We start from the raw sequence: 26,850 nt of genomic DNA, 5'->3' as shown, positions 1-26,850 counted from the left end.
GCGTGGCGTGCCGACGAGTCGGCCGCCGCAGGTGGTCGTCAGCACCTCACGCCCGGGGCGCCCAGCCTCGGCCCGGGCCTCGGCGGCAGCGCTGGCGGTGGGGGTGCCTGGCGGATGAACCTCGCGCCGACCCCCGAGCTCCTCGCGAAGGTCGCAGCGCTGCCGGCGGTCCGCGACACCCCGCGGCTCGACCTCGCGAGGGAGACGGCGGAGCAGGACGGCTTCTCGATGCGACGGCTAGTCCGCGACTTCCGTCGGCCGCTCGCCATCGGCATGGTCCTCGTCGTCCTCGACGCCGTCGCCGGGCTGCTCGGGCCCGTCCTCGTCCGGGACGGCGTCGACCACGGCGTGAGCGGAGCCTCCGTCGGCATGCTCATGCTCGCCTCGGGCGCCTTCCTCGTCGTGACGCTCGCCGACCTCGTCGACCAGATCCTCCAGACCTTCGTCATGGGGCGGGCGGCGGAGCAGATCATGCTGTCGCTGCGAGTCCGGATCTGGGCGCAGCTCCAGCGCCTGTCGATGGACTACTACGAGCGCGAGATGGCCGGGCGCATCATGACCCGGATGACGACCGACGTGGACCAGTTCGAGTCGCTCGTCGAGAATGGGCTGCTCGCGGCGCTCGTGTCCTTCGTGACCTTCGCCGGCGTCGGTGTCGCCCTCGTGGTCATCGACCCCCCGCTCGGCCTGTGCACGCTGACCGTCGTCGTCCCGCTCGCGGTGGCGACCGTGTGGTTCCGGCGCCGCGCGGCCCGCCTCTACGACGAGGCCCGCGAGCGCATCGCGGTCGTCAACGCCGACTTCCAGGAGAGCCTGTCCGGGGTGCGCGAGGCACAGGCCTTCGTCCACGAGGAGCGCACCGAGGCCCACTTCCACGCGCTCGGGCGGGCCTACCTGCGCACGAGGGTGTCCGCGCAGCGGCTCGTCGCGACGTACTTCCCGTTCGTCCAGTTCCTGTCCGCCATCGCGGACGCCATCGTCCTCGGCGTCGGTGCCGTCCTCATCGGACGGGGCGACCTGACGGCCGGCGCGCTCATCGCGTTCCTCCTCTACATCGACCTCTTCTTCTCCCCGGTCCAGCAGCTCTCGCAGGTCTTCGACTCCTGGCAGCAGACGCTCATCTCGGTCCACCGCATCGACGAGCTCATGCGACTGCGCACGCTGACGCCCGAGGCGCCGCGGCCGGTCGACCCCGGCCGGCTGCAGGGTGAGCTGCTCCTCGACAGCGTGCGGTTCAGCTATCCCGTCGCCGTCGACCGGCCCGGCCGGGAGCGACGAGGACCGGCCGACGCCCACCTGCCGAGGGCCGTCGAGGCGACGGCACCGCCCGAGGCGCTGCGGGGCGTCGACCTGCGGGTCGGACCGGGTCGGACCGTGGCACTCGTCGGCGAGACGGGGGCGGGGAAGTCCACGGTCATGAAGCTCCTCGCGCGCTTCTACGACCCCGACACCGGGGCGGTTCGGGCGGACGGGCGGGACCTCCGCTCCCTCCGGCTGCGGGGATACCGGGCCCAGCTGGGCTACGTCCCGCAGGACGCGTTCCTCTTCACCGGCACGGTGCGCGACAACATCGCCTACGGCCGCCCGGAGGCGACCGACGCGCAGGTCGAGGCCGCGGCGCGCGCCGTCGGGGCCCACGAGTTCATCGCCGGGCTGCCGGGCGGCTACCTCCACCTCGTCGCCGAGCGGGGGCGCTCGCTGTCCGGGGGTCAGCGACAGCTGCTGGCGCTGGCCCGGGCCGAGCTCGTCGATCCCGTCATCCTCCTGCTCGACGAGGCGACCTCCAACCTCGACCTCGTGACGGAGGCTCGGGTCACCGTCGCGATGCACCACCTCACGCAGCACCGCACGACGGTCCTCATCGCCCACCGGCTGCAGACGGCCCGCGGCGCCGACCGCATCGTCGTCCTCGACCAAGGGCAGATCGTCGAGAGCGGCACGCACGAGGAGCTCATCGCTGCCGACGGCCGGTATGCCGCGATGTGGCGCTCCTTCGAGACGCTCGGCTCCTCCGGGCCGCCGGGTGCGCTCCGGTCGCGGTGAGCGGGACTCGGCCAGGGTCGATCGGCTGGCACAATGGGCCCGCGGACGACGAGGATCCGGCGGGAGCCGCCCACGTCCGGGGCCTGTAGCTCAGGTGGTAGAGCACCGCGTTTACACCGCGGGTGTCGTCGGTTCGAGGCCGGCCGGGCCCACCCAATGTTGGATGCTCAAACCGGCGACATGCCCGGTTTGAGCATCCAACCCCGCTTGTAGCCGCTGGTCGTAGGCCAGTGCTTCGGCTTGGAGCGCGGGATCGAACAGTGCGTCGAAGGGCTCGCCGTGCTGGGCGTCCACGATGTCGGTGTCCTCGACCTCGTAGATGTTGATGCGGTCGAAGAACGCCTGATTGCAGATGCGGCGCAGCGAGTCGTCCAGGCTCATGTAGATCGCGTGGGCGTTGCCGGCCAGGGCCAGGCAGTCCTCCAAGTGAGCCTTCGCCTGGTCGTACTCGATCTGCGAGGCGTCGATGCGGGAGTCGAGGAAGGTGAGGCGCCGCGAGATGCGGTCCTGTTCCTCTTTGAGCAGGTCGAGCGGCACGGCCCCCGCGTGGTGGGCGTGCAGGAGGTTCCGTCGTTCGTCGCGGAGCTTGTCGCGCTCGGCGGCGAGGGTGCCTCGCTCCTTCTTGGCTGCTGCGTGGAGGTCATCGAACTGGCGGGTGAGCATGTGCCGGAGCGCGGTAACGATGTGCTCGGGTATCTGCACTTGCCGGTAGTAGTCCTCGACCTTCTGCTCGATGTCGGCCACGCCCATCGCCTGCCGGGTGCAGCTCGTCCGCTTGGAGTGCCGACCCGCACAGATGAAGTACGGATAGATGACCCCGGTCCGGTTCTTGGCGTGGGTGACCATGAAGCGCGAGCCGCAGTCGCCGCAGTAGAGCGTGCCTTTCAGATAGTGCTCGTGGACTTGCGTCTTCTCCCCGGAGACCTGGTGCGCCGTCAGGACGTTCTGCACCCGGTACCAGACTTCGGCACTGACCAACGGCTCGTGCAGTCCCTCGTAGCGGGCGCCACGGAAGATCACGTCGCCCTTGTAGTACGGGCTCGACAGCATGGCCTGGATCGTGGACAGACCGGGAGCCTTGGCCGGGCGCTTCGGCGTCGGCACCGTCGTCAGGCCGCGGTCGATCAGCTCCTCACGCAACGCCGTTGTCGAGTAGTTCCCGGTCGCATACGCCTCGAACGCCCACCGCACCAGCGCGGCGCGGTCAGGGTCAGGTTCGACCGTAGGAACGTCGCGGCCGAGCTCGTCGCGCTTGTGGACGTTGAGATAGCCAAGCGGCGCCCGGCCAACGGTGCCGCCCGTGGCCGCCTTCTGCGTCATGCCCTTGGTGACCTCGTTGGCGAGGTTGCGGGAGTAGAACTCCGCGATCGTGGACATGATGCCGTACAGGAGCATCCCCGAGGGCGTCTCGTCAATGTTCTCGGTCGCGGAGACGAGGACGACGCCGGCCTCTTTGAGCGCGAGGTGGATCGCCACGTCATCGGCGCGGTTGCGAGCGAGCCGGTCGACCTTGTGGACGATGCAGTACGCGACCGGATGGGTCTTGACGTACTCGATCATCCGCATCAGCTCGGGCCGGTCGGCCTTGCGTGCGGACTCGCCCGCGTCCACGAACTCCTCGATCACGATGGCGTTCAGATCGCGGGCCTTGCGCAGATTCGCGTCGCGCTGGGCCGGAATCGAGAAGCCTTCGTTGCGGCCTCCGCGTTTAGCTTGTTCCTTGGTGGAGACCCGCAGATAGGAGACGGCGAGCGTGGTCGTCTCTCCGAGCTGGTCCAGCGTGCCGGTCTGTGCCGGGGGTGCCAGTGTCATGAGTCGCGTTTCCTCTAACCGATGGTCGGAGCCAGCACGACGGCAGAGCCGTCGCACGGTGCGACTCGTAATCGGGAAACACGACGAGCGACCTATGAGAGCCGCAGGTAAGCCACGAGGGCAACAGGACCGCGCACCCAGCCCGCAGGCGCGGACTGTGGCGTTGCTTCTACTCTACCTCGGGCCTCTCGTCGGGCTCGGGCACAGCGCAACCTTCGTTCGCCCTCGTGGGAGCGTCGCCGGCCTGGGCGCGCGCGACCGCCATGCCGAGGAAGACCTGAGCGAGCTTGTGCAGATCGGGAGACTGTCGAGGCACCGCTTCGACGCGAAAGCGACGTTCGTGGCCGCGCCGCGCAGCGAAGTCCGGATCACCCCAGCCCATCCGGCGAGCTATCACCGCGATCGGCGTGTCGGTGGTGCGCAGAAGGCGTGCCATCTGCTCGGCGCGCAGCATCGTTAGGTAGGCGATTGGGGACTTCCCGTAGGCGTCCACGAACACGCGACCGACCTGGGACGGTGACAGATGCACCGCCTCCGCAAGTCCGTTCACCGTCCAACGGCGGCCGGGTTCGTCGCGCAAGAGGCCAGCGATTGTGCGCGCCTCCTCGCGCAGCGGCGCAAATCGCCGGAGCCGCGGAGATGCTGGCCAGGTCGTCGCGCGCTGTGTCGGCGACATCCGTACTGGCGAGGTCGCGATGTACGGAACGATCACCGTCGCAACCGAGAACCACAGCGCCTGCATTCGATAGAAGTGCTCTGTGAAGCCGCCGTCGATGCTCAGTGCGACCAGCTCGTCCAACCAGGGCATGAGCATTCCGGCGCGGTCCTCGCCAACGCGAAGTATCTGCGCGGGCTCGACGTAGAGCGCCTCCGCGAAGTCCTGCGCGTCCAGACGATCCCGCACCAGCCCGACGTGCTGCCAGAACACCTGATCGACTACATAATCGGTGTCGAGATAGACGGTGGTGACGGTGATATGCCCTTCCGGTTCACTCCCACACAGCGTGTTGGCGCCGAGCGTCACGACATCGCCAACTGTGACCGGTGCCTGGCCGAAACTCACTGAACAGGATCGCGGAGCCGTCGCGGATCACGATGACCTTCACACAGTTGTACGCAACAGGACCCACCGGCTGATGAACTGTCTGTGTTCGCGCAAGCAGCGGTTCGAACGGCGCGACTCCCCGCGACTCGCCCATGAACCTGTCGTCCTCGCCGGGCGGCGAGAACCCTGCCGAGCCATGTCCATGACGCGTGATTCCGGTGCTCCTGGTCGTCCTGCTCCGGTCTAAATAGGTGCTGGCCGGCTGGCGAGGTATGTTGTGCGAGATAGTTATGAGAGAGTGTAACGGTGAAGATGGATGCTCGACAGGCCGCGCAGGCGGTGGAGCAGTTCGCATGCTCGGTCTGCGGGTCGCCGGCCGGGTCGGTGTGTCGAACCCGTAGCGGCACAGTCGCGATCGGCTACCACACACCGCGGTTCGTACTGGTACCAGAGCTAGGCCAGGCCGACGCAGTGCCGGTGCCACCGGACCGCCATCCGCTCGCTAGATGGGTGCCGCGCGAGCCCGTGGCGGTACGCGTGGGCTATTGCTGTACGTCCGCCGTCGGCGGCAAAACGGAAGATTGGGTGTCCGAGCTGGTGGCGGCCGAGTGCGCGGCAATATTCCTAGACACGGTCGGACCTGCCGTGAGAATGCGGCCAGAACTGGCCCGAGCGTTGCGCTTGAGTGCTGACCAGCGCCGCTGCGCCGAAGACCAGCCGGTGGTGTTCACCGTTCTGGAACTGGCGCAGCTAGCCCGGACCGGCGCAGAGTTCATCGAGACGGCCGCCGCGCTTCGGGCGGCTGACGTTTCACTCGACATACGCCGCGGCACACTCGCCGGCGTCTACCATCCACGCGAAACGGGCTCTCTGCTTTTTGCGGTGCTAACGGCCGCAGGGGACTTGGATCGCGCCCACCACCGCCAACGGATTCGTGCTGGGCAGCAGGCAGCCTCGAATCGCGGCAACCGTGGTGGGCGTCCGTCCGTGTTCGATGACGCGATGCTCTCCGAGGCACGCCGACTCTATGAACAAGGCGTTCCCGTGCCAGAAATCGCCACTCAGTTGGTGATCGCCACGGGCAAGAACGCCGGTCGGCACCCGTCCCTGGCCTCGGTCTACCGCGCACTTGCCACAGGTCCCGCAACGCGACTCGATGCAGAGCCACCAGCGTCAGCGGAACCAGACTCGCTCACCTCCGAGCACAGCACCAGCAGAGGTCGGACATGACCGAACGTGCCAGGCGTACGAGAACAGCAGGGCCGCTAGGGCCTGACGAAACCACCAGGACACGAGCAAGGAGCCATCGACAGTGACCTGGAAAGTCGACGCTGCCGATCGCCTGCTCGATAGTCTCTTGGGTGGCCTACCGCAGACTGCGGTCATTGCTGTCGCCACAGCGGACGAAGACGGGCCGAAGGTACTGCGCAGCAAGAACGGTCCCACCGAGGGTCGCTTCGAGATCGGCTCCATCACCAAGACCATGACGGGAGCTGTACTGGCATCCCTGGTGGACGACGGGATCGTCGCTCTTGATGACGAGATTGGCCGCTGGCTCGATGCCGGACCCAATGCCGACATCACGCTGCGGCAACTGGCCACCCACACCGCGGGTCTGCCCCGGCTATCGCCCAGTCACGTACTGGGCGCTACTGACCCATACCTGTTCCTCACCCCGCACGTCGCCGAAGAGGAACTGCGCAGGTGTCCGGTCAGGCCCCGAGGCGTCGAAAGTGACTACTCCAACTTCGGGTTTCAGTTGCTCGGGCTAGTCCTTGAACGCGCGGACGGCACATCCTTCCCGAAGCTATTGCAGCAACGACTGTTCGATCCGCTTGGCATGACCAGCAGCGGTGTGCCCAAAGACGGCGAGCCTGTCACCATCGCTGGTCACATCAACGGTGTACCAACCGCGCCCTGGAGCCGTCACCTCTACGGCGCGGGCGGCGTCCTGGTCAGTGGCGACGACCTAGCCCGATACCTCAACGCTTGCCTCAACCCGCCCGACTCTGCCGCAGGCTGGGCGATTCGCCAAGCCCAACAACCCGACTTCCAGATCGACCCGCTCCGCTCCGCCGGCCTTGGCTGGCCGCAAGGCCCTCCGGGCTACCTCGGACACGACGGCGGCACCGCCGGCTTCCGCAGCGGCCTCGGCATCAAGACCACGACCCGCCGCGCCGCTGCCATCGTCGTCAACGACAAATCGGCCCACGGACTGATGCGCGCAATCCGGTACGCGCTAGACGCGGAGTGACCTCCCGACCGTCAACCAAGGACCTGAGAGCGTGTGCCGCCTGGCTCGGAACGACGCCGTTGCCGAGCGCAGTGAGCTGTTGTGCATTCGTCAGACCCAGCACAGAGTCCGTGACCCACCGCGGCGGTAGGCCCATCAGCCATTCCACGAAGGCTGGCGCCGGTCTCGGTCCTGTGTCTTCGTTCAGGATGGTGGGAGCTGGGGCAGATCGTCCGGTGATGCGTTCCCATCGGGCGATGGCTGCGACGTAGCGTCCCCAGCGACGAAGAACTGCTCGATCAGCGCGAACGCCACCTCCGGCGAAGGTCGATGGTGCCGGCTCACGAGGTCGATCACCTGATGACTGAGCGCTATCGTCCCTCGGCGCGCCTTGACCTGAGCCAGCGTCTCCCCGCCTCTCGCGGAGTCGGACGCCAGCGGGGTTCGGAGTAGTGCGTCGCGCGAGGATGAAGACGCGGACCGGGGATGTGGTGCGCCGACATGGGAAGCGGGTAGGCCGATCCATCGTGCGTCGTGCCGGAGATCGGCCAGGTCTCCGAGTACATCGCTTATGCGGACTTCCGCATAAGCGATGGTATGTCGACCTCGGGGTTATGTTGACCTGCTCGCGCGGGCCGCGGCCGGGCGGGGATGGGCGGCTGAGCTGGTCAACATAACCGTGTGGGTCTCAGCGGTTCTTGAGGAACGCGATGAGAGCGTCGGAGGCTTGGTAGCGAGCCGGTGGCCGCTCATCGACGGCGGCAACGCGCTCCAGGGTCCGGCGTTTGAGTTCGAGGTCGGCGTGGAGGTAGATCTGCGTGGTCTGGATGTTCGCGTGCCCGAGCCAGAGCGCGATGCTCGCGGTGTCGATGCCGGCGTGCAACAGACTCATCGCGCAGGTGTGCCGCAGCGTGTGCGGGGTGATGTTCTTCCCGGCCAGCGAGGGACACTGTTCGGCTGCAGCGTGGACGTGCCGGGCGACGAGCTTGCCGACGGCGGCCCTGGTCAGCGGCGACCCTGTGCTGGTCGGGAACAGCGAGCCGTCCGGGGCGGACGGAAGCTCGCTGAGCCAGGCCGTGACCAGTTGGACGGCGTTCTTCTGCAGCGGGATCACGCGTTGCTTGCGGCCCTTGCCGACACATTCGAGCTGGCTGTGCGGGCCGATCTGAAGATCACCGACGCGCAGGCTGACAAGCTCGCTGACCCGCAGCCCGGTCTGGACGCCCAGGTGCAGCAGGAGCCGGTCACGGCGGCCGAGCCAGGTCCGGGTGTCCGGGGCGGCGATGAGTGCCTCGGCCTCGGCAGCGGTGAGGAACGACACGAGCGTGGTCTTGGTGCGTTTGGCGGGGATCGCGAGGACCTGGCTGATCGTCGCGATCGCGTCGGGCGCCCGGTAGCTGGCGTAGCCGAAGAACGACCGCAGCGCGGCCCGGCGGGCGTTGCGGGTCGCGGCGGAGTTCCCGCGATCGGTTTCCAAGTGCTGGAGGAACCCGCCGATCAGGTCAGCGTCCAGATCGGCCAGCGTCAACGCCGATGGGGCGATCCCGGTGGCCTGCTGTGCGTAGGTCAGCAGGAGCCGGAACGTGTCGGCGTAGGCCGCTTTCGTGTGCGGGCTGGCGTTCAGGTGCCGGTCGAGCTTGTCGGTGAAGAACCGTTGCAGCAGCGGCGCGAGGTCACTCATCACCGGCCCCGCTCGCTTGGATGCGTTCGGCGAGGGCCGCTGCCAGTTCGGGTGTGTTCGACAGATACCAGTAGGTCGCTTCCGGGCCGACATGTCCGAGGAACGCTGAGAGCACCGGCATCATCGCGTCGATGTCACCGCCGGTGCGGATGTGCCCGATCAGGGTGCTGGTCGCGAACGAGTGTCGGAAGTCGTGCAACCGAGCTGCTGGCTCGGTCGGGCCTCCTGCCAGGCCGGCGGTTTCTCGTATCTCACGGAACGTGTTCCCCGCAGTCGAACGGGCGATCCGGGTGCCTCGGCGGGCGACGAACACCGCAGTCGTCTTCGGGACCGGAAACGCGCGATCGCGCTGCCGTTGATATCGGCGGATCGCGTCCATCGTGGACTTGTGCAGCGGGACGAGGCGGGACTTGCCGAACTTCGTGTCCGTGACCCGTGCCCATCCGCTGCCATCCCCGGACTCATCGACGGTGATGTCGTCGTCGTTGAGGTTGCGTGCCTCGCTGATCCGCATCCCCGTCACCGCCAGCAGTCCAAGCAGCGTCTGCCAGGACGCGGCGCGAACCTGCGGGGTCAGCCTGCCGGCAGCGGCCAGCATCGTGTCGATCTGGGCGCTGGTGAAGATCAGCGGCCGAGGTCGATGAGCACCGTAGGGGCGCCCGTCAAGGACCGGAACCTCGGTCGCGGAGTCGAACCACGCGACGTGCTCGGCGAACTGGCGGACATAGTTCAACCGCTCCAGCACCGTGCCGCGAGAGAACTGCGATGCCCAAGCCGTCGCCAAATCACCGCGGATCGTGGGCTCACCGGCCTCTTCCATCCAGCCGACGAACGCATCCAGCGCCTTGCCCGGCGCGACGAGCTTGAACCCCAGCGCCCGCCGGGTCGCCAGGTAGTCGTCCATCAGGTCACGTAACCCGCTCATCGCGTCCACCTGCCCGACGCCGCCGTCGGCCATTCGGGGACGAGCTGGGTGAGCCGGTTCTTGTCGACCTTGGTGTAGATCGCAGTCGTGCGAAGATGCGCGTGGCGCAGCAGCCCCTGAACCTCCTGCAACGTGGCCCCGGTGGCGAGCATCCCGGTCGCGAACGTGTGCCGCAGCCGGTGCGGACCGAACTTCTCCACCCCAGCCTTGAGACAGATCTGCCGAACGGTCCCGCAGACCCCGTTCGCGCTCAGTGGCTGGACCGGATCGATCACGGTCCAGAACACCTCATCGCCGGCGACCCTGCCGCCGCGGCCGTGGAGCACGTACTCCTCCAACGCGCGGCCGACCTCGTCAGGCAGCGGGAGCTCGTCGACACGGTCGCCCTTGCCGCGGATGCGTAGGTTTCCGGTGCGCCAGCCGATGTCATCGATCCGAAGGTCTGCGATCTCACATGCACGTAGCCCGAGCCCGGTGAGCAGCAGCAGGATCGCCCGGTCGCGCAGCCCTTTCGGTGAACGCAGATCGAGCGTGTCGAACAACGCCTCGATCGCACCCGCCGGTACCGGGTCCGGGATCGATGAGAGACGCCACGCCGCCGCGTGTGGCACCACCCCGGACAAGTCCTGTCCCATCCGCCCGGAGCGGTAGCAGTACTGCAGGAACGACCGCAGCATCACCAGCTGCTTGCCCAGCGTCGAGGCCTTCAGCCCGCGCGCCGCTTCCAGGTTCACCCACTCGATCACCGCCGCCGCGGTCAGCTTCCGCAGCGACTCCTCGACCGGCGCGGGCAGCCACTCCACAAACCCCGCCACGCGAGCCGCATACGTCGCCGCGGTGCGTTCCTGCGCGGACCGCTCCCGCAGCAGCCACCTCTCGAACTCGTCCAGCACGCCACGCACGTCGACACGGCGCTGATCACGATGAATCGCCATCTCTGGTCCTCCTCGACCCACCGGACCGCCCGGCGCGCCGCGCTCGTCGCGACGATCTGGGTGCCGCTGGCGATCGTCGTCGTCGCGGAGGTCGTCGTCATCGGCGTCGGCGTCACCGGCAGCCCGCGGCTCATCACGAACTGGGGCGCTGATCCCGATCGCAGCGGGCCGTGGTGGACCTACGCGATCCTCGTCGCGGTGATCGGGCTCCCCGTCATCGCCATCATGGGGTTCTTCATGGCACGAGCGACCCGGGTGGCCGGGACGAACGCCTGGATGCCGGCCATCGCGATGGGAGTCACCGTCTTCCACGCGGTCGGCATGGGCGTGGGCTCGGTGGTGCTCAACGCCTCACCGCTCGCACCCACCCTCCCACTCGCCGGCGGCGCCCTCCTCGCGGTCGCGACCGCGATGCTCACCTGGCGGTTCCTGCCGCATGAGACTCCCGCCGACGAGACCGTTCCAGCGGCCGACGCCCTGCCGATCCGGACCGGCGAGGTCGCCGCCTGGACCGGCAGGGTGGAACTCCCGGCCTGGTTCATGACGATCATCGCCACCGCTGCCGGAGCGCTGATCGTGCTCGGCGTATCCCTGCTGTTGGCCATCGGTCCGCGGCTCTGGCCGGTCCTCCTCGCGCCGACACTTCTCCTCGCCGTCCTCCTCGTCACGGCGCAGTTCGTCGCCACCGCAGGGCCACATGGGTTCGTCGTCCGATCGGCCATCGGCTGGCCACGACTCCGCATCCCCGCGACCGACCTCGCGAATGCCGGCGTCATCACCGTCGACCCGATGGCCGACTTCGGCGGTTGGGGTTTCCGATGGGTGATCGGCCCGACGCACAAGGGGCGATGGGGAGTTCTCACCCACCGCGGGCCCGGCCTCGAAGTCTTCCGCCACGACGGCCGCTCCATCGTCATCGCCGTCGACGACCCCGGCACGGCAGCCGCCGTCCTCGAAACCTGCGCGACGAAGCACGGGTGACGGGTCGATCACCCGAACCGGCATCCCCGCCTTGTCATCGGCCACGAGCTGGCCCGCCGATCTGGGTCTCCGGTGTGACCACCGACCTCCTGTTCACCGCCGGAGCCGTGGTGTTCGGATTCGCGGCTCTGGCCTACGGCCGCCTTCGCGGGGAGTCCCTGCCGCGATGGCCGCATGCCCCGGATTGCCGCTGAGCCCGATGACGGAGGTCCACCTGGTGCTCGACCATGGTGGGCGAGCGATTGTCGGTGCCCCGTCGTGGGGCTGACAAGCCCGTTGACCGCGCAGTCGGAGGGCTGTGCTCAGCCGAGCTCGGCGCTCGGGTGGTAGCGCCGGACCCGGTGCAAGGTGTTCTCGTCGGTGTGGTGCATCTCCACCCCGGTCGCGGCGAGTCGGAGCAGCAGGTCGGAGGTGTAGCCGAAGGTGCCGTCGTCGTGGAAGGTGAAGGTGCTCGTGAAGTCCCTGATCTCCGCGCGCTCCAGGAGGTAGCGGTTCTGCAGGATGCCGTATGCGGGGTCGCCGGGTGTGGCGTCGAAGTGGAGGACCCGGTCCTCCGGCCGGGCGCCGCTGCCTGCGAGGATCGCGATCCCTCGGCCGAACACGACGTTGCGGATGACCTGTCCGCGGACCTTGTCCCAGAGGAGGAAGCCGATCTCGTCGTGGAAGGGGTCCATCGCCTCCTCGCCGTGACGCCACGCCGTCATGCTGTACCTCAGTCCCCAGAGCACCTGCTGGCCGTTCTCCTGGATCGGGATCGGCGTGAAGGCGGCCTTCTCGAAGTAGGAGGTGTGGCTGGTCTCGTCGTCCTGGTTGTGATACGAGAGGTCGAGTCCGGCGTCTCCCTCCCACTCGCCGACGAGCGGGGTCAGCGGGCCGAGCTTCTGCGGGCCGCGGACACGGGTGACCGTCGGGCTGCTCGTGGGTGCGCTCATGGGTGCCTCCAGTCGAGAGGTTCCGTGGGGCGGCGGTGCGGGAGGCCACCGTCCCCGTGCCCCGAGCCCCTTCGTCAGGTCCAGGCCACCTTCTCGCATATGCCTTGCATAACGCAAGTCTTGCTTGATGCAACACCAATCGGAGACACAACAACACCGGTCGCAGAGGTGCGGAGCCGGGCGATGTCGTCAGAGGGGGAGCAGATCCCGGCCGTCGGTCACGCCGGCGTCGCCGAGCAGGTGGTGCAGCTTCTCCAGCACGCCCACACAGGTGGCGCGTTCCTGCGGGTCGAGCCGGTCCAGCATCCGGCCGAGCTCCCTGCGCCGTCTGGCCGTCACCTTCCGGACCACTCGACGCCCGGAGGCGGTCAGCTCGAGCGTGACGACGCTCCGGTTGCGCGGGTCCCTGCCGCGGACGAGGTGCCCGGAGGCGTCCAGCCGATCCGCGAGTCGGGTCACCGAGGAGCCCACGACCCCGAGGGCCTGGGCGCACTCCGTCGAGCTGGCGCGCCCCCGCTCGTGGAGGACGAGGAGCAGGCGGAACTGGGGGAGGGACACCTCCAGGCTCTCCACGCTCCGCAGCGCGAGCCCCACGATGTCTCGGGTCGCGACCTCGAAGGCCACGAGCTCGTCGGCCGACGTCCTGGCCGACCCGTCGCGTGCCACGCGGCGAGTATGGCACGCGACAGGCGACACGAGACCCGTCCGCATCCGCGGGGAGGGGTGCCGCCGGCGGGTCAGAAGCCGGGGAACACCGCTCGAAGGGTGTCGAGCGAGATGTCGCCCGACACGGTGACGTCCTCAGGCGTATGGTCGCGGCCGAGACGCCCCGTCGCGAGCCGGAGCCACGCCTCGGCGGACGCCGTGAGCTCGGCGTCGGGCGCGGCGACGGGCTCGCCGAGGGCGCAGCCGCCCTCCTCGAGATGGAGTCCGAAGGACCGGTCCGGCGCGCTGAGGCGCAGCGTCGCGTCGACCACTCGGCCGTCGAGAGCGGCGGGCTTGGCGAGGAAACCGATCATCGCGGCCAGCTGGTCGAGCAGGAGGCGGACGGCGTCGGGGTGGACGACGGCAGAGGGGTCGAGGGCGACCCGGACGTCCCACGAGTGGAGGGCGGCCTCATTGAGCCGGAACCGCCCCGCGGTCGCGACGTCGACGGGCTGCGGGAGGAAGCCGACGTCGATCGCAAGGGTCGCCCGGGTCCGGTCGTCGAGGGCGTCGTATGCCGCGAGGAGGGCGTCGTCCGCCTCGAGGAAGCCGGCGCGCTGCTCCTCCGGCGTCATCGAGTCCCACCGCGCCCAGATCTCCCTGTTGGCGTCGAAGCCCGGGTTCGGGTCGCCCGCGAGCGCGGCGTCGAGCGTCGCCTTCGCGATGACGGCCCCGCTGCCGAGATGGCTGAGGACCTGGGCGATGGTCCACTCCGAGGCCGCCGAGGGCCCGGTGAGCTGCGCGCTCGTCAGCGACCCGGCGACCGGCGCCAGCTCGTCGTGCACGGCATGCAGCGCGTCGATGACCACGTCCGCCGAACCACTCATCGTCCTGCTCGCTCTCTCCTCGTGCCGGCCCGAGTGCCGACGGCCGAGAGGGACAACGCGACGGGCCGTAGGATTCGTTCCTGGTGCCGGCGCCGTCGTCGCACGAGGCGCCCCGCTGGGGATGCGAGACTGGGCCGCGTGGTCGCCCTGCGTGCTGTCGTCGACGCCCTCGAGCTGCGGTACCCACCCGCGTCGGCCCAGTCCTGGGACCAGGTCGGGCTCGTCTCCGGCGACCCCGAGCAGGAGGTCCGCCGGGTGCTCCTCGCCGTCGACCCCACCCTAGAGGTCATCTCGTATGCCGTCCGTGAGGGTGCCGACCTCCTCCTCACGCACCATCCCCTCCTGCTGCGAGGCGTGCACACGGTGGCCGCGACGACGGCGAAGGGGACGGCGATCCGGACCCTCATCGAGGGCCGGGTGGCCCTCTACGTCGCGCACACGAACGCCGACGTCGCCGACGGCGGGGTCAACGACGCCCTGGCCGCGGCCCTCGAGCTGCGAGGCGTCGGTCCGCTCCTGGAGGAGGAGGGCCAGCCGATGGGCCGGGTCGGGGACCTCCCCGCGCCCGTGCGCCTGCGCGCCTTCGCCGAGCGGCTGGCGGGCGTCCTCCCGGAGGCAGCAGGTGGCATACGGGTCAGCGGCGACCCCGACGCCACGGTCCGCCGCGTCGCCGTGGCCGGGGGAGCGGGGGACACCTTCTTCGACGCCGCGCGCGCCGGCGGCGCGGACGTCTACGTGACCGCGGACCTGCGCCACCATCCCGTCCTCGAGGACCGCGAGACGAGCCGTGGCGGACCGCCGTACGTCATCGATGCCGGCCACTGGGCGACCGAGTCGCTGTGGCTCGCGGCGGCCGGGCGGCGACTTGTCGACGACGTGGCCACGAGCCGCCCGGGGGCGGATAGGTTGGAGGCCCGGGTGTGCCCCATCCGCACCGACCCCTGGTCGTTCGTCGTCGGCGTGACGACGCCGTCCTCGTCCGAAGGAGCCCAGTGAAAGCCGAATCGTCGCGCCAGCTGCGGCTGCTCGACCTCCAGGCGATCGACACCCGCCTGGCGCAGCTCGCCCATGCGCGGGCGACCCTGCCGGTGCTCGCCCGGCTCGCCGACCTGGAGGCGAAGGCCGGGCTCATCGACGACCAGATCGTGCGGGCCCGCACGGCGGTCGGGGACGTCCAGCGGGAGGTCGCCAAGGCCGAGGCCGACGTCCAGCTCGTCCGCGACCGGGCCGCGCGCGACCGGGCCCGTCTCGAGGCGGGGACGGGCACGAGCAAGGAGCTCGTCTCGGTGCAGCACGAGCTGGAGTCGCTGGCCCGGCGGCAGGCCGAGCTGGAGGACCTCGAGCTGGAGGTCATGGAGCGGGCCGAGGACCTCGAGTCGGACCTGCGCAACCTCACCGAGGGGCGGGAGCGGCTCGGGGAGCAGCTCGCGGCCCTCACCGCCGAGCGTGACGAGGCGCTCGCCCGGCTCGACACCGAGGCCGCCGAGGTCGGCGGGCCGCGCGAGTCCGTCGTCGCCGAGGTGGGGCCCGATCTCGTGGCCCTCTACGACAAGATCGCCCAGGCGAGCGGCACGGGCGCGGCGGCGCTGCGCCAGAAGCGGTGCGGCGGCTGCCAGCTCGAGCTGAACCCCGTCGAGATCAACCGGATCCGGGCCGCTCCGGACGACGAGGTCATCCGCTGCGAGGAGTGCCGCCGGATCCTCGTCCGGACGGCCGAGTCGGGGCTGTGACGGCGCGACGCCGGCTCGTCGTCGAGGCCGACGGCGGCTCGCGGGGCAACCCGGGGGTCGCCGGCTATGGCGCGCTCGTCCGCGACGCGGAGACCGGCGCCCTCCTCGCCGAGCGGGCCGCGCCCCTTGGCAAGCAGTCGAACAACGTCGCGGAGTACTCCGGCCTCATCGCGGGCCTCGAGGCGGCGTATGCCATCGAGCCCGGCGCCGACGTCGACGTCGCGATGGACTCCAAGCTCGTCGTCGAGCAGATGTCGGGCCGGTGGAAGATCAAGCACGAGGACATGCGGCGTCTCGCGCTCCGGGCGCGCGACCTCGTCGGGAGGTTCGAGGCGGCCGGAGGGTCGGTGCGCTTCCGGTGGGTGCCCCGCGAGCGGAACAAGGCCGCGGACGCCTTGTCCAACGAGGGGATGGACGGCGAGACGATCGACCGGACATTCGGAGGCGAGCCCGCCGTCGAGGAGCCGCCCCCTGGCGGCGCGCCGACCCTCGTCGCCGAGGCCCTCGCCTACGACCCGGAGAACCCGACGAGGGTCGTCCTCGTCCGGCACGGGGTCACCGACTTCACCGACGAGGGGCGCCTCGACGGGCGCGGCGGCGCGGACCCGAGCCTCAACGAGACGGGGCGCCGACAGGCCCGGGCCGCGGCCGACGCGGTGCGGCAGCTCGTCGGCGACACGCCCGTCCGGCTCGTCACCTCGACCCTCGCCCGGGCCGTCGAGACGGGGGCGGTGGTCGCCGCGGCCCTCGACGTCGCGGCGGAGGCCGACCCCGCATGGGACGAGCAGTCCTTCGGCGACTGGGACGGCGTCCTGATGGGCGACCTGCGGACCGAGGATCCCGCCGGGTTCCGTGCCCTGCGGGCCGATCCGGCCTATGCCCGACCGGGTGGCGAGTCCCACGAGGAGCTCGTCGCGCGGGTCGTCCCCGCGTGGGAGAGGGTCCTCGCCGACGGCGGCACGACCGTCGTCGTCTGCCATCGCAAGGTCATCATGGTCGTCCTCGCCCACGTCCTCGGACTCGACCACGTCTCCGCATGGCGTCTCGCCGCGGCACCCGGCTCGCTGACCGCCCTCGAGGTGCTGCCCTGGGGCGAGCTGTCCGTGGCCTTCACCAACCGCACGTGAGGATGAGACGCCCGGTGATCCGGCCGGTCCGCGTGGCTAGGGTGGGCCGCATGCCGAGCCCGCAGGACTACGCCGGGGACGTCACACCGCAGGACGCGTATGCCGCCGTCCGCGACGACCCGCACGCCCTCCTCGTCGACGTGCGGACCGCCGCCGAATGGTCCTACGTCGGGACGCCCGACCTCTCCGACGCCGGCAAGAGGGCGGTCCTCGTCGAGTGGCAGCGCTACCCGAGCGGCGAGGTCAACGAACGCTTCGTCGAGGACCTGCGGTCGGCCGCCGACGTCGGCGAGGGCACCCCGCTCTACTTCCTCTGCCGGTCGGGCGTGCGGTCGAAGGCGGCGGCCGCCGCGGTGACCGCCGCCGGCCTCGGACCCGCATACAACATCCTCGAGGGCTTCGAGGGCCCGCATGACGACGAGGGCCACCGCACCGTCGCCGGATGGAAGGTCGCCGGGCTCCCCTGGCGGCAGGGCTGAGGGCGTCACGTGAGCGACGAGATGCAGCTGCGGCCCGACACCCTCGCCGTCCGCGGAGGACTGGCCCGCAGCGGGTTCGACGAGACGGCCGAGGCGATGTACCTCACGAGCGGCTTCGTCTACGCGAGCGCCGAGCAGGCCGAGGCCGCCTTCGCCGGCGAGGTCGACAAGTTCATCTACAGCCGGTACGGCAACCCGACGGTCTCGATGTTCGAGGAGCGGCTCCGGCTCATCGAGGGCGCCGAGGCCTGCTTCGCCACGTCGTCGGGCATGTCGGCGGTCTTCGTCTCGCTCGCCGCGCTCCTCGGCCAAGGGGACCGGGTCGTCGCGTCGCGGGCGCTCTTCGGCTCGTGCTTCGTCATCCTCGACGAGATCCTGCCGCGCTGGGGTGTCGAGACCGTCTTCGTCGACGGCCCCGATCTCGACCAGTGGCGTGCGGCGCTGTCCGTGCCGACGGCGGCGGTCTTCTTCGAGACCCCGTCGAACCCGATGCAGGAGCTCGTCGACATCCGCGCGGTGTCCGATCTCGCCCACGCGGCGGGCGCCCAGGTCGTCGTCGACAACGTGTTCGGCACGCCGGTCTTCTCCAAGCCGCTCCAGCACGGCGCGGACATCGTCGTCTACTCGGCGACCAAGCACATCGACGGCCAGGGCCGGGTCCTCGGCGGCGCGGTCCTCGGCCCCGCGGACTACATCGAGGGTCCGGTGAAGAACCTCATGCGGCACACGGGGCCGAGTCTGTCACCGTTCAACGCCTGGGTCCTCGTCAAGGGCCTGGAGACGATGAGCCTGCGGGTGGAGCGGATGGCGGCAGCGGCCCTCACCGTCGCCGAGCACCTCGCGCGACACCCCCGGGTGACGAGCGTGATCTATCCCTTCCTCGAGTCCCATCCGCAGCACCTGCTCGCCAAGCGGCAGATGCTCGGCGGTGGCACGGTCGTGACGTTCGCCATCGACGGGGGGCGCGAGGAGGCCTTCCGGGTCATGAACGCCCTGCAGCTGGTCGACATCAGCAACAACCTCGGCGACGCCAAGTCGATGGTCACCCACCCGACGACGACGACCCACCGGCGGCTCTCCGAGGAGGACCGGCTCGCCGTCGGCATCACGCCCGGCACGATCCGCATCTCCGTGGGCCTGGAGGACACCGCCGACCTCCTCGAGGACCTCGACCGCGCACTCGCCGCGGCATTCGGGTAGCGACCGCCCGCGTCCCCCAGACCATCGACCGGACCGTCGCCGTGCCGGTCACCCCACGGACGGCTCGGCAGTCGGTCCCGCAGCGGTCCCGACGAGCTCGGTGCGCTGCCCGGTGAGGTAGGCGCGCTCGGCCGGGTTGGTCGCGAGCTCCAGGGCGCGGTCGTATGCCGCGACGGCCTCCTCCGTGCGCTCCAGCCGGCGCAGGAGGTCCGCCCGCGTGGCGTGGAAGGGGTGGTAGCGCTCGAGCGCGCCGGCGAGGGGGTCGACGAGGGCGAGCGCCGCGGCGGGGCCGTCGACCTCGGCGACGGCGACTGCCCGGTTGAGGGCGACGACGGGAGTGGGGGCGACGGCATACAGCTGGTCGTAGAGGGCGACGACCTGCCACCACTGGGTGTCCCCGGCGGTCGCGGCGTCCGTGTGGACCGCGTTGACAGCGGCGAGGAGCTGGTACTGCCCGGGCCGGCCGACCCGGAGGCACCACCGGACGAGGTCGTGTCCCTCGTCGACGAGCGCGCGGTCCCAGAGGGTGCGGTCCTGCCGGTCGAGGGGGACGAGGACACCCCTCGCGACCCGTGCCGGACGCCGGGCGTCGGTGAGCAGCATGAGCGCCAGCAGCCCGGTCACCTCCGGCTCGTCCGGCATGAGCGCGTGGAGGATTCGCCCGAGCCGGATCGCCTCGGCGCACAGGTCCTCCCGGAGCGGCTCGGTACCCGAGGAGGGGAGGTACCCCTCGTTGAAGACGAGGTAGACGGTCGCGAGGACGCCCCGGAGGCGGGCCGGCAGCTCGGCGTCGGGAGGCACGCGGAAGGGTATGTTCGCCGCCCTGATCTTGCGCTTGGCGCGGGTGATCCGCTGCGCCATGGCGCGCTCCTCGACGAGGAAGGCGTCGGCCACCTCGGCGACGGTGAGCCCGCCGAGGAGCCGGAGCGTCAGCGCCACCTGGGCCTCGGTGGACAGCGCGGGATGGCAGCAGGTGAAGAAGAGCCGGAGCCGGTCGTCGACGACCGAGCTGACGGTGGAGCCGGGATCCGGCACGTCGGCGAGCATGGCGGCCTCCAGGTGCCGGGCCTCGCGGGTGGACTCGCGGCGCAGTCGGTCCAGGGCGCGGTTGCGGGCCGTCGTCGTGAGCCAGCCGCCGGGGTTGGGCGGCAGGCCGTCGCGCGGCCAGCGGTCGAGCGCGGCGACGAAGGCCTCCTGGGCCATCTCCTCCGCGAGGTCGAGGTCGCCGAACCGTCGCATGAGCGTCGCGACGACCCGGCCGTACTCCTCGCGGAAGACGCGCTCGACCGCTGCGGTGTCCATGCGCCTATGCGGACTGGAAGGGACGCACCTCGACCTTGCCGCGGCAGGCCTTCGAGCCCTCGGCGGCGAGGGCGATCGCGGCGTCGAGGTCGGGCGCCTCGATGATCCAGAACCCGCCGAGCATCTCCTTGGCCTCGCTGAGCGGGCCGTCGGTCGTCACGACCTCGCCGCCCCGGCCGTCGACGACGGTCGCGGTGCTCGGCTCGTGGAGCCCGCCGGCGAACACCCAGTGCCCGGACTCCTTGAGCTGGTTGTTGAAGACGCCCGTCGCGGCGTAGGCGGCCTGGGCGTCCTCCTCGGTGGGATAGGGCTTCGTGTCGCCGTAGGACCAGACGGACAGCAGGTACTGGGTCATCGGGATCTCCTTCGCGGGTCAGGACCGACCGTATGCCGTGTCCTCACCCTCTCCACGAACGATGCCTCTCGGATGCGACACCCGACCGTCTGCTCACCTGTCGGTGCGGACGAGGTAGTCGATCGGCGCCTTGTCCCCGAGCGTCACCCTGACCGAGGCGAGCGACCCGTCGAGGACGGGCCGGCCGGGTCCGGAGCCGAGCGCCCACCGCAGTCCGCTGGGGGTATCGGCACGGCTCAGCTCGATCGTCACGAGATAGGGGGTTCCGCCGGCCGCGGCGGGCAGCGTCGAGGCGAGGACGACACTCTGCAGGGTGGCCTGCACCGCTTGGGGGTTGAGCGGCAGGGAGCTGATCGCGGCGACCCGTCCCGGCACCGTGCCGTACACCTCCTGGTCGGCCCCGTCGATCGACACCTGCGTCGTCATGCCCACCCGCAGCCGCGCCGCCTGGTCCGGGCCGACGAACATGTAGGCGCGCTGGTCCTGCCCCCGGACCAGGTCGGTCAGGACGGCGACCTGTTGGCCGGCCGAGACACGCTCGCCGCGTCGGACCATGATCTCGCTGACCTGCCCCGCCTCGAAGGCGGTGACCGATGACGTGACGTGACCTGCCGGTCCGTCCGATGACACGTCGACGACCGCGTCACCGGTGTCGACCGCATGTCCGGCGCCCGACACGATCTCGGTCACGTACCCGGTCTGGGTCGCATACAGCGGGGTGATGCTGTCCGGGGCGACGACCGCCGCCCGGCCGGTGATCTGGTCCGGGATCCGGGCGATGACCGACCACGACGCCAGGGCCGTCACCAGAGCCAGCACGGCGCCGATCGCCACCCAGCCTCCGGGTTTGGTCGTTCGGAGCAGCCGGTCCAGCTGCTCCGGTGCGTCGAGGCGCTCGGTGGCCGAAGCGCGAAAGATCTGGCTCATGTACCGTCTCCCTCCTGGCTGAGCTGGCGTCGTGCGATCCGGGCGAAGACACCGTCGCGTCGCAGCAGGTCCTCGAAGCTGCCGGTCTCGGCCACCCGGCCGCGGTCGAGAACGACGATGCGATGGGCGCGCCGGATCGTGCTGAGCCGGTGCGCGATGACGATCCGAGTGATCGCCAGATCCTCCAGGCTGGCCGTCACCGCTGCCTGGGTCGGGTTGTCCAGCGCGCTCGTGGCCTCGTCGAGCAGCAGGATGCGTGGGGTGCGGACCAGCGCTCGGGCGATGACCAGGCGCTGCCGCTGGCCTCCGGAGATGGTGCTTCCGCGCGCGTCCACGAGCGTGTGCATGCCCATGGGGAGAGCGGCGATGTCGTCGGCCACGCCTGCCTGTTCGGCGGCGCGCCATGCGTCCTCGATGCCCAGAGCCGACGACCCGAGGATGCACCGACCCACCGTGCCGCCGAAGAGGCGGTCCTGCTGCAGCACCACTCCGAGCTGGTGCCGGACGCGGCGCAGGTCGAGGCCGCTCAGGTCGCGGTCGTCGTAGAACACCTTGCCGGAGTCGGGATCATCGAACCCCAGCAGCAGTCGCAGCAGTGTCGACTTGCCCGAGCCGGACGGTCCGACGACGGCCAGCATCTCTCCGGGCTCGACGCGCAGAGAGACGTCCTCCAGGACCGGCGGCCCACCGGGGTAGGCGAACGACACTCCGCTGAGCTCGATCGAGCCTTGCAGCACACCGGGATCCCCGCCCTGGTGGCGGTCCTCGGTCGCCGCCGCCAGGACCGGACGGAGGGCGGCCAAGGCGGGTGCCACCTCCACCAGGGAACGCACGTTGCCCACGAGGCCGAACACCACGGCACTGACCGACGCCAGGGCGGCTGCGAATCCGAGATAGACACCGGGACTCACCGAGTTGCCGGGCTGCCCGGCCCCCGTGACGCCGATGAGGAACCAGACGATGGCGGTGAGGACCACCGGCACGACCGCGGCCACCACCGTGGTCGCCGTGGTCGCCGCCTCGACGTCGAGCTGATCGGACGCTCGGCGCGTCTGTGCCTCGAGACGACGGACGAGCACCCGGTCCTGAGCCCCCGCCGCGCGGATCTTCGGCATACCGGTGAGCACGCCCACCAGCTGATCGGTCTCCTGTCGATCGAGCCTGGCAACGGCCATCGCGGCCCGGGCCTGACGGACCGCGAAGACGGCTCCGGCCACGGCCGACAGACCCAGAACCAGGGCGGCCGCCAGGGCGAGCTCGGGGGCGACGGCGATCATCAGCCCGATCCCGAACCCCGCGATGCCGAGCCCGAGAACCGGGCCGGTGACGACCGAGGTCACGGCGGCACGCACCGACTGCAGGTCCAGCAGACGCGTCGCTGTCGCACCGGGCGTGTGGTCACGGAAGAAGTCCACCGGCAGCCGCAGCAACCGGTCCAGCAGGCTGGACTGGCAGCGGTCCACGAGACGCTGACCCACACGCTCCACGGCCAGCGACTGCACCCTCGTGAGCACCCCGGTCACGATCGCGGCGACGACGAGCGCCGATGTCGCCTGGAGCAACAGCACGCGCTCGTTGTTCGGCAGGATGCGACCGAACACCACTCCGGTCACCAAGGGTGTGCCCATGGCGAGCAGACCCGCGACGACGGCGGTCCCGGCGAGGGTCAGCAGGTCCCGACCCCCCTGGCCGACGCCGTGTCGCAGCAGATCGCGCAGACGGGTCCGGTCGTCGTCGAGGGTCGGCATGATCTGCACGCCGGTCTCCAGCAGCCGGTCGGCGACGCGCCGGAGCGGCCAGGCACGGTTCATGACCGGGCTGTCGACGCGGTAGCCGCGCCATCCGCGCGTCACGACCACCGGGGTGATGGGCCCGGCCTCGGCGCCGTCCGGTCGCAACCAGCACAGCAGCCCGTCGACGTCGCCGCGGTGCCAACCCGACTCCAAGGTGACCAGGCGAGCGCGTGCGCCGGCCCGGACGAGCTCCCCCAGCGTCGCCTGCGGATCCCCCTCGTCGCGGGCGACCAGGAGCTCGGGATGCGTGAGCGACACGCCCATCCGGTCGAGGCACGCCATCAGGCCGAAGCGGGCCGGTACCGGCGCCGGGCGACGCTCGAAGAGCTCGGCCATCCGATGCACGGCCCGGCCCATGCCCCCGTCGCCCACGGCCGGTGGCTGCCGAGCCGCCGCAAGGTGGCGCCCGGCCGCCTCGGCGACCGTGTCCAGCAGCACCGACAACGCCTCGCCGAGGGCTGTGCGGTCGGTGACGGCGAGCGCCTCCGCCGAGGTGAGGTGGCGCACTCGGCTCGGAGCCAGCGCCGTGATCACCTGGCCGGCGCCGACCGCGACCAGCCGGCCCGCGGCGGCGGTGCGGCCGTCCTCGACCTGGATCTCGCCCCGATCCGGGAGCACCCATCCATCGGACCTGGGCCGGCGCCGCGCACCGGCCGCCATCTCGACGTCGGTGCCGGGATCCAGGCGCGAGGTCACGACCGCCGTCCCGGTCTCCGCGGGACCGCCGGGAACCCGGCCACTGAGGGCGGAGATCCACTCGTCGATGAGGGGAGCCAGCGTCCCGACCGACGCGTGCTCCTCGACGGGGCCCGCTGCCGACGACTCCGGATGCTCCGCGTCCCAGGCCAGCTGCAGGAGCCGGGTTCCCGGCAGACCGGACGCGACGAGCGGGTGGGCACACCCCTCCTGTTGGCCGCCCATGACCGACCCCGCGGTGACCGTCAGCAGCGCCGCCGTCGCGCGATCACCGGTGTCGCGCAGACGCACGTGGACCGCCCCGCTCAGCACCTGCCAGTAGCAGCCCACCGGCGGCAGCGGCAGCCGGCTCCGACCGTCCAGCACGAGGAGATCCGGGGCGGTCGCGTCGGGCACGAGGTCGAGGTCGGTCACAGGGCCACCTCCTCCTCGCCGACGACCAGCTCGCGGTAGGCGCCACCGGCCGCCATCAGCTGCTCATGCGTTCCCCGCTCCACGACCCGGCCCCGCTCGAGCACGATGATCTCGTCGGCGTCACGCACGGTGCTGAGGCGATGGGCCACGATGACGGAGGTGCACCCTCGTCGGCGCAGATGGGCGTCTATCTCGTGTTCGACGAGCGGATCCAGGGCGCTCGTCGCTTCGTCGAGGAGCAGCACCGCAGGCCCGGGCACGAGGGCGCGGGCGATCTCGAGCCGCTGCCGCTGTCCGCCGCTGAAGTTGCGTCCGGCGTCCGAGACCCGGCTGGCATAGGCGCCCGGCCGGCTCGCGATCTCGTCGTGCACGCAGGCGTCCCGAGCGGCCTGCACCATGACGGGTTCCGGGACGGTGGAGTCCCACAGCGTGAGGTTCTCCGCGACGGTGCCCTCGAAGAGCACGATCTCCTGGTCGACGTAGCCGATGCTGCCCGAGGGCGCCTGTGCCGGCGCGAGCTCCCCGTCGAGGACGACGTGCCCCGACCAGGGCTGCTCCAGTCCCGCGACGAGTCGCGCGACCGTCGACTTCCCGCTGCCGGAGGCGCCGACGAGCGCGACGCGGGTTCCCGGCTCGATGGTGAGCGTGAGCCCGGCCAGCAGCGGCTCGTCGAGGGGGCTGTATCCGAACACGACGTCCTGCAGCTCGACGCGGCCGCGGAGCGACCGCCCGGCAGCGGGTGCGGTCGGCGCGTCGGCGGGGTTGGCGAAGACATCGTCGATGCGCCGGAGGAGCGCTCCGGCCTGTTGCAGGACGCGAGAGAGCTGGGACAGCTGCTGCATCGGCACGAGGAAGGCAGCCAGCAGGACCTGGAAGGCGACCAGCTCGCCGAGGGACAAGTCGCCCCTCACCACGGCCAGCCCGCCCAGGCACAGCACCAGCGCCGTGACCACGGCCGAGGAGACGACGGGGAGGACCTGGATCGCCGCGGATGATCGCGCCAGGGTCTCGGTTCCAGCCGACATCCGGGCGGCGCCCCCGGCCCACCGGGTGAACAGATCCGTCTCACCACCCGACGCCTTGAGGGTCTCGATGCTCTGCAGGCCCTCCACCAGCTCGCCGCGGACCTGGCCCTGGATGAGGGCCACCTGGTCGGTGACCGGCGCCCGGCGCCGGCTCAGTCGCCCCAGGACGAGCAGGTTGAGACTGACGGCCATCACCGCGACGACCGTCAGCTGCAGGTCGTGCCAGGCCATCAGGAGCGCATACATCACCACGGTGACCGCATTGATGGCGGCCGCGGCGAGCTGTCCCAGCACGAGAGCGGCCAGCTTCTGGTTGCCGAGGACCCGGTTCGCCAGGTCGCCCGGTAGGCGGGTGCTGAAGAACCGGGTCGGCACCCGCAGCAGGTGGGCGACGAACCGGGCCTCGGCGATGGTTCCGACCTTGAGCTGCGCCCGGACCAAGGCGCGCCGCTGGACCGTCAACAGCAGCCAGGTCCCGAGCGCGCAGATCACCGCTGCCAGCACCAGGGCGGGTAGGACCGCGGTATCGCCGGCGACCAGGACCGTGTCGACGAGGGTCTGTGCGAGCACCGCCAGCACGACACCCGGCACCAGCAGCAGCACGCCGGCCGCCATCGCCTGCAGGAGGGCCAGCCGAGCCGGTGCCAGCTGTCGACGCAGGGCCGCGACGACCGAGTAGGGCGATCCGCCCCGGGCGAACTCGGCCGTCGGGGTGAAGGTGAGAGCCACACCCGTGAACGATCGGTCGAACTCCTCCTCGCTGACCCTGCGGCGACCGCGGGCCGGATCGTTGAGCTGGATGTCGCCGTGCCGCCGGCGGCCTTCCAGCACGACGAAGTGGTCGAAGTTCCAGTGCACGATCGCGGGCATGGGATGCGCCCACAGATCCTGCGGCTCGAGTCGCCATCCGCGGGCGTCGAGGCCGTAGCTGCGCGCGGCACGGACGAGGTTCGAGGCCCGTGCTCCGTCACGGGACACCCCGCATTCCTCACGCATGCGCTCCAGCGGAACGTGGCGGCCATAGTGGGCCAACACCATCGCCAGGCAGGCCGCACCGCACTCCGTGGCCTCCAGCTGCAGAACGGTTCGGATCGCGCGTACGCCCATGACCACGATCACCCCCAGCGCAGCACGGAGGGAAGCAGGGCCCGGTGGTGCAGGGACAACAGCGCCGTCCCGACCCCGGCGGCTCCGCGGAACAGGCCCGGAGCCTCGAACCGGAGCGGCCCGCCGTCCTCGAGTCGGTATCCGTCGGTGCGGTCGGCTCGCCGGACCAGAACGGCGAGCAGCCGTTGACCCGCCATCGACACGTCCGGCGCGCCGAGGGCGTCCCCGGCCTCCAGCAGGAACACGGCCCGTCCCAACGACCCGCAGCACAGACTGTCGCGGCGCCCCGGGTCCGGGTCGCTGCTCGCGACGACCGCGCGGCGGACGTCGAGCTCCCACGTGTCCGAGGGCAGGATGTCGCGCTGGCCGAGCAGGGCCATCCCGATGCCCGTGGCGCCGTAGCACCAGCCCGAGCCGACGAAGCGGTCCTCGACCGTGGGCCGCAGGTCGGGCCACGTGCCGTCCTCCGGGGAGTAGTGCGCGCCCACGAAGCGGGCAGCAGCCACCGCAGCCTCCGCGAACCGTGCCTGCCCGGCGCTTCCGGCCAACCGGGCGAGGGCCAGTCCGGCGCCCGCC

Annotated in this window: 23 protein-coding genes and 1 tRNA gene; 10 read left to right on the top strand and 14 right to left on the bottom strand. The window is 70.7% G+C overall.

Annotation, left to right across the window (positions count from 1 at the left end; translation table 11 throughout):
- On the top strand, positions 1 to 2,043 hold a 2,043-nt coding region (locus tag BN12_RS05645; protein ID WP_157635675.1), incomplete at its 5' end, for an ABC transporter ATP-binding protein.
- A gap of 79 nt (positions 2,044 to 2,122) precedes the next feature.
- Positions 2,123 to 2,195, top strand: a tRNA-Val gene (locus tag BN12_RS05640).
- Here the strand turns inward: BN12_RS05640 and BN12_RS23690 are convergent.
- Together BN12_RS23690 and BN12_RS05630 are read right to left on the bottom strand one after the other, a co-directional pair.
- The gene (locus tag BN12_RS23690) at positions 2,155 to 3,855 is read right to left on the bottom strand and encodes a recombinase family protein (protein WP_083454940.1); all 1,701 of its coding nucleotides are present in this window, start codon (positions 3,853 to 3,855) and stop codon (positions 2,155 to 2,157) included. The two genes, BN12_RS05640 and BN12_RS23690, sit on opposite strands and share 41 nt — an antisense overlap.
- 169 nt (positions 3,856 to 4,024) lie before the next feature.
- Positions 4,025 to 4,918, bottom strand: a complete 894-nt coding sequence (locus BN12_RS05630) for a helix-turn-helix transcriptional regulator (RefSeq protein ID WP_407667780.1) — start codon at positions 4,916 to 4,918, stop codon at positions 4,025 to 4,027.
- Between the two features lie 294 nt (positions 4,919 to 5,212).
- On the opposite strand from BN12_RS05630, the gene BN12_RS23685 reads away from it, so the two are divergent.
- Positions 5,213 to 6,130 carry a recombinase family protein gene (locus tag BN12_RS23685; RefSeq protein ID WP_235432537.1) on the top strand — a complete coding sequence of 306 codons (918 nt, stop codon included), beginning with the start codon at positions 5,213 to 5,215 and terminating at the stop codon, positions 6,128 to 6,130.
- Between the two features lie 82 nt (positions 6,131 to 6,212).
- Entirely contained in the window at positions 6,213 to 7,154 is a 942-nt protein-coding gene (locus BN12_RS05625; RefSeq protein ID WP_048550779.1) for a serine hydrolase domain-containing protein, read from the top strand.
- Positions 7,155 to 7,821: 667 nt separating this feature from the next.
- On the opposite strand, the gene BN12_RS05620 is transcribed toward BN12_RS05625, so the two are convergent.
- Genes BN12_RS05620 through BN12_RS05610 form a run of 3 tightly spaced genes read right to left on the bottom strand, consistent with a single transcriptional unit; the run spans position 7,822 to position 10,674 of the window.
- Positions 7,822 to 8,814: a tyrosine-type recombinase/integrase gene (locus tag BN12_RS05620; protein ID WP_048550778.1), complete on the bottom strand. Its 993-nt coding sequence runs from the start codon at positions 8,812 to 8,814 to the stop codon at positions 7,822 to 7,824.
- Positions 8,807 to 9,718: a tyrosine-type recombinase/integrase gene (locus tag BN12_RS05615; protein WP_162233049.1), complete on the bottom strand. Its 912-nt coding sequence runs from the start codon at positions 9,716 to 9,718 to the stop codon at positions 8,807 to 8,809. Before BN12_RS05615 ends, BN12_RS05620 begins: the two co-directional genes overlap by 8 nt.
- Positions 9,719 to 9,735: 17 nt before the next feature.
- The gene (locus BN12_RS05610) at positions 9,736 to 10,674 is read right to left on the bottom strand and encodes a tyrosine-type recombinase/integrase (RefSeq protein ID WP_083454444.1); all 939 of its coding nucleotides are present in this window, start codon (positions 10,672 to 10,674) and stop codon (positions 9,736 to 9,738) included.
- On the opposite strand from BN12_RS05610, the gene BN12_RS05605 reads away from it, so the two are divergent.
- On the top strand, positions 10,663 to 11,655 hold the full coding sequence (locus tag BN12_RS05605) for a hypothetical protein (RefSeq protein WP_048550772.1): 993 nt from the start codon (positions 10,663 to 10,665) through the stop codon (positions 11,653 to 11,655). The two genes, BN12_RS05610 and BN12_RS05605, sit on opposite strands and share 12 nt — an antisense overlap.
- A gap of 302 nt (positions 11,656 to 11,957) precedes the next feature.
- On the opposite strand, the gene BN12_RS05600 is transcribed toward BN12_RS05605, so the two are convergent.
- The 3 genes from BN12_RS05600 to BN12_RS05590 all read right to left on the bottom strand — a co-directional run bounded on the left by BN12_RS05600 (position 11,958) and on the right by BN12_RS05590 (position 14,119).
- Positions 11,958 to 12,587 carry an FABP family protein gene (locus BN12_RS05600; RefSeq protein ID WP_048550771.1) on the bottom strand — a complete coding sequence of 210 codons (630 nt, stop codon included), beginning with the start codon at positions 12,585 to 12,587 and terminating at the stop codon, positions 11,958 to 11,960.
- 189 nt (positions 12,588 to 12,776) lie between these two features.
- Positions 12,777 to 13,253, bottom strand: coding sequence for a MarR family winged helix-turn-helix transcriptional regulator (locus BN12_RS05595; RefSeq protein ID WP_200901157.1), 477 nt, complete (start codon positions 13,251 to 13,253; stop codon positions 12,777 to 12,779).
- A 71-nt stretch (positions 13,254 to 13,324) separates the two neighbouring features.
- Positions 13,325 to 14,119 carry a maleylpyruvate isomerase family mycothiol-dependent enzyme gene (locus BN12_RS05590; protein ID WP_048550768.1) on the bottom strand — a complete coding sequence of 265 codons (795 nt, stop codon included), beginning with the start codon at positions 14,117 to 14,119 and terminating at the stop codon, positions 13,325 to 13,327.
- A gap of 138 nt (positions 14,120 to 14,257) precedes the next feature.
- Here BN12_RS05590 and BN12_RS05585 point away from each other — a divergent pair, with 138 nt between their 5' ends.
- The 5 genes from BN12_RS05585 to BN12_RS05565 are packed head-to-tail and all read left to right on the top strand — an operon-like array spanning position 14,258 to position 18,655.
- Positions 14,258 to 15,115, top strand: coding sequence for a Nif3-like dinuclear metal center hexameric protein (locus BN12_RS05585; RefSeq protein ID WP_048550766.1), 858 nt, complete (start codon positions 14,258 to 14,260; stop codon positions 15,113 to 15,115).
- A complete protein-coding gene (locus tag BN12_RS05580) occupies positions 15,112 to 15,849 on the top strand; it encodes a zinc ribbon domain-containing protein (protein ID WP_048550765.1) in 738 nt (245 codons plus the stop codon). Before BN12_RS05585 ends, BN12_RS05580 begins: the two co-directional genes overlap by 4 nt.
- On the top strand, positions 15,846 to 16,976 hold the full coding sequence (locus BN12_RS05575) for a histidine phosphatase family protein (RefSeq protein ID WP_048550764.1): 1,131 nt from the start codon (positions 15,846 to 15,848) through the stop codon (positions 16,974 to 16,976). The genes BN12_RS05580 and BN12_RS05575 overlap by 4 nt, the downstream gene beginning before the upstream one ends.
- Positions 16,977 to 17,026: 50 nt before the next feature.
- Positions 17,027 to 17,455 (top strand): rhodanese-like domain-containing protein, encoded by a 429-nt coding sequence (locus BN12_RS05570; RefSeq protein ID WP_048556037.1) that lies wholly within the window; start codon positions 17,027 to 17,029, stop codon positions 17,453 to 17,455.
- A gap of 21 nt (positions 17,456 to 17,476) precedes the next feature.
- Positions 17,477 to 18,655 (top strand): O-succinylhomoserine sulfhydrylase, encoded by a 1,179-nt coding sequence (locus tag BN12_RS05565; protein ID WP_048556036.1) that lies wholly within the window; start codon positions 17,477 to 17,479, stop codon positions 18,653 to 18,655.
- 48 nt (positions 18,656 to 18,703) lie between these two features.
- Here BN12_RS05565 and BN12_RS05560 read toward each other — a convergent pair whose 3' ends face one another.
- The 6 genes from BN12_RS05560 to BN12_RS05535 form a co-directional block, all read right to left on the bottom strand.
- Positions 18,704 to 19,957, bottom strand: coding sequence for an RNA polymerase sigma factor (locus BN12_RS05560; RefSeq protein ID WP_048550762.1), 1,254 nt, complete (start codon positions 19,955 to 19,957; stop codon positions 18,704 to 18,706).
- 4 nt (positions 19,958 to 19,961) lie between these two features.
- Positions 19,962 to 20,312 (bottom strand): YciI family protein, encoded by a 351-nt coding sequence (locus tag BN12_RS05555; RefSeq protein WP_048550760.1) that lies wholly within the window; start codon positions 20,310 to 20,312, stop codon positions 19,962 to 19,964.
- Between the two features lie 93 nt (positions 20,313 to 20,405).
- Complete coding sequence (locus tag BN12_RS05550; RefSeq protein WP_048550758.1) at positions 20,406 to 21,239, bottom strand: HlyD family efflux transporter periplasmic adaptor subunit; 834 nt, start codon at positions 21,237 to 21,239, stop codon at positions 20,406 to 20,408.
- Positions 21,236 to 24,142, bottom strand: coding sequence for an ATP-binding cassette domain-containing protein (locus BN12_RS05545; protein ID WP_048550756.1), 2,907 nt, complete (start codon positions 24,140 to 24,142; stop codon positions 21,236 to 21,238). Before BN12_RS05545 ends, BN12_RS05550 begins: the two co-directional genes overlap by 4 nt.
- Positions 24,139 to 26,274 carry an NHLP family bacteriocin export ABC transporter peptidase/permease/ATPase subunit gene (locus BN12_RS05540; RefSeq protein WP_157635369.1) on the bottom strand — a complete coding sequence of 712 codons (2,136 nt, stop codon included), beginning with the start codon at positions 26,272 to 26,274 and terminating at the stop codon, positions 24,139 to 24,141. The genes BN12_RS05545 and BN12_RS05540 overlap by 4 nt, the downstream gene beginning before the upstream one ends.
- Before the next feature lie 8 nt (positions 26,275 to 26,282).
- A partial coding sequence (locus BN12_RS05535; protein WP_200901155.1) for a lanthionine synthetase LanC family protein occupies positions 26,283 to 26,850 on the bottom strand: 568 nt, incomplete at its 5' end.

Source organism: Nostocoides japonicum T1-X7 (genome assembly GCF_001046855.1).
Taxonomy (GTDB): Bacteria; Actinomycetota; Actinomycetes; order Actinomycetales; family Dermatophilaceae; genus Nostocoides; species Nostocoides japonicum.
Note: the sequence above shows the minus strand (reverse complement) of the source record. Positions and strands in the feature narration are given on the sequence as shown.

Coding starts and splice junctions, on each gene's coding strand:
- BN12_RS23690 (WP_083454940.1), bottom strand. CDS start 3,855: ATGACACTGGCACCCCCGGCACAGACCGGCACGCTGGACCAGCTCGGA.
- BN12_RS23685 (WP_235432537.1), top strand. CDS start 5,213: ATGGATGCTCGACAGGCCGCGCAGGCGGTGGAGCAGTTCGCATGCTCG.
- BN12_RS05620 (WP_048550778.1), bottom strand. CDS start 8,814: ATGAGTGACCTCGCGCCGCTGCTGCAACGGTTCTTCACCGACAAGCTC.
- BN12_RS05615 (WP_162233049.1), bottom strand. CDS start 9,718: ATGGACGACTACCTGGCGACCCGGCGGGCGCTGGGGTTCAAGCTCGTC.
- BN12_RS05605 (WP_048550772.1), top strand. CDS start 10,663: ATGAATCGCCATCTCTGGTCCTCCTCGACCCACCGGACCGCCCGGCGC.
- BN12_RS05610 (WP_083454444.1), bottom strand. CDS start 10,674: ATGGCGATTCATCGTGATCAGCGCCGTGTCGACGTGCGTGGCGTGCTG.
- BN12_RS05600 (WP_048550771.1), bottom strand. CDS start 12,587: ATGAGCGCACCCACGAGCAGCCCGACGGTCACCCGTGTCCGCGGCCCG.
- BN12_RS05590 (WP_048550768.1), bottom strand. CDS start 14,119: ATGAGTGGTTCGGCGGACGTGGTCATCGACGCGCTGCATGCCGTGCAC.
- BN12_RS05570 (WP_048556037.1), top strand. CDS start 17,027: ATGCCGAGCCCGCAGGACTACGCCGGGGACGTCACACCGCAGGACGCG.
- BN12_RS05565 (WP_048556036.1), top strand. CDS start 17,477: ATGCAGCTGCGGCCCGACACCCTCGCCGTCCGCGGAGGACTGGCCCGC.
- BN12_RS05560 (WP_048550762.1), bottom strand. CDS start 19,957: ATGGACACCGCAGCGGTCGAGCGCGTCTTCCGCGAGGAGTACGGCCGG.
- BN12_RS05555 (WP_048550760.1), bottom strand. CDS start 20,312: ATGACCCAGTACCTGCTGTCCGTCTGGTCCTACGGCGACACGAAGCCC.
- BN12_RS05550 (WP_048550758.1), bottom strand. CDS start 21,239: ATGAGCCAGATCTTTCGCGCTTCGGCCACCGAGCGCCTCGACGCACCG.
- BN12_RS05540 (WP_157635369.1), bottom strand. CDS start 26,274: ATGGGCGTACGCGCGATCCGAACCGTTCTGCAGCTGGAGGCCACGGAG.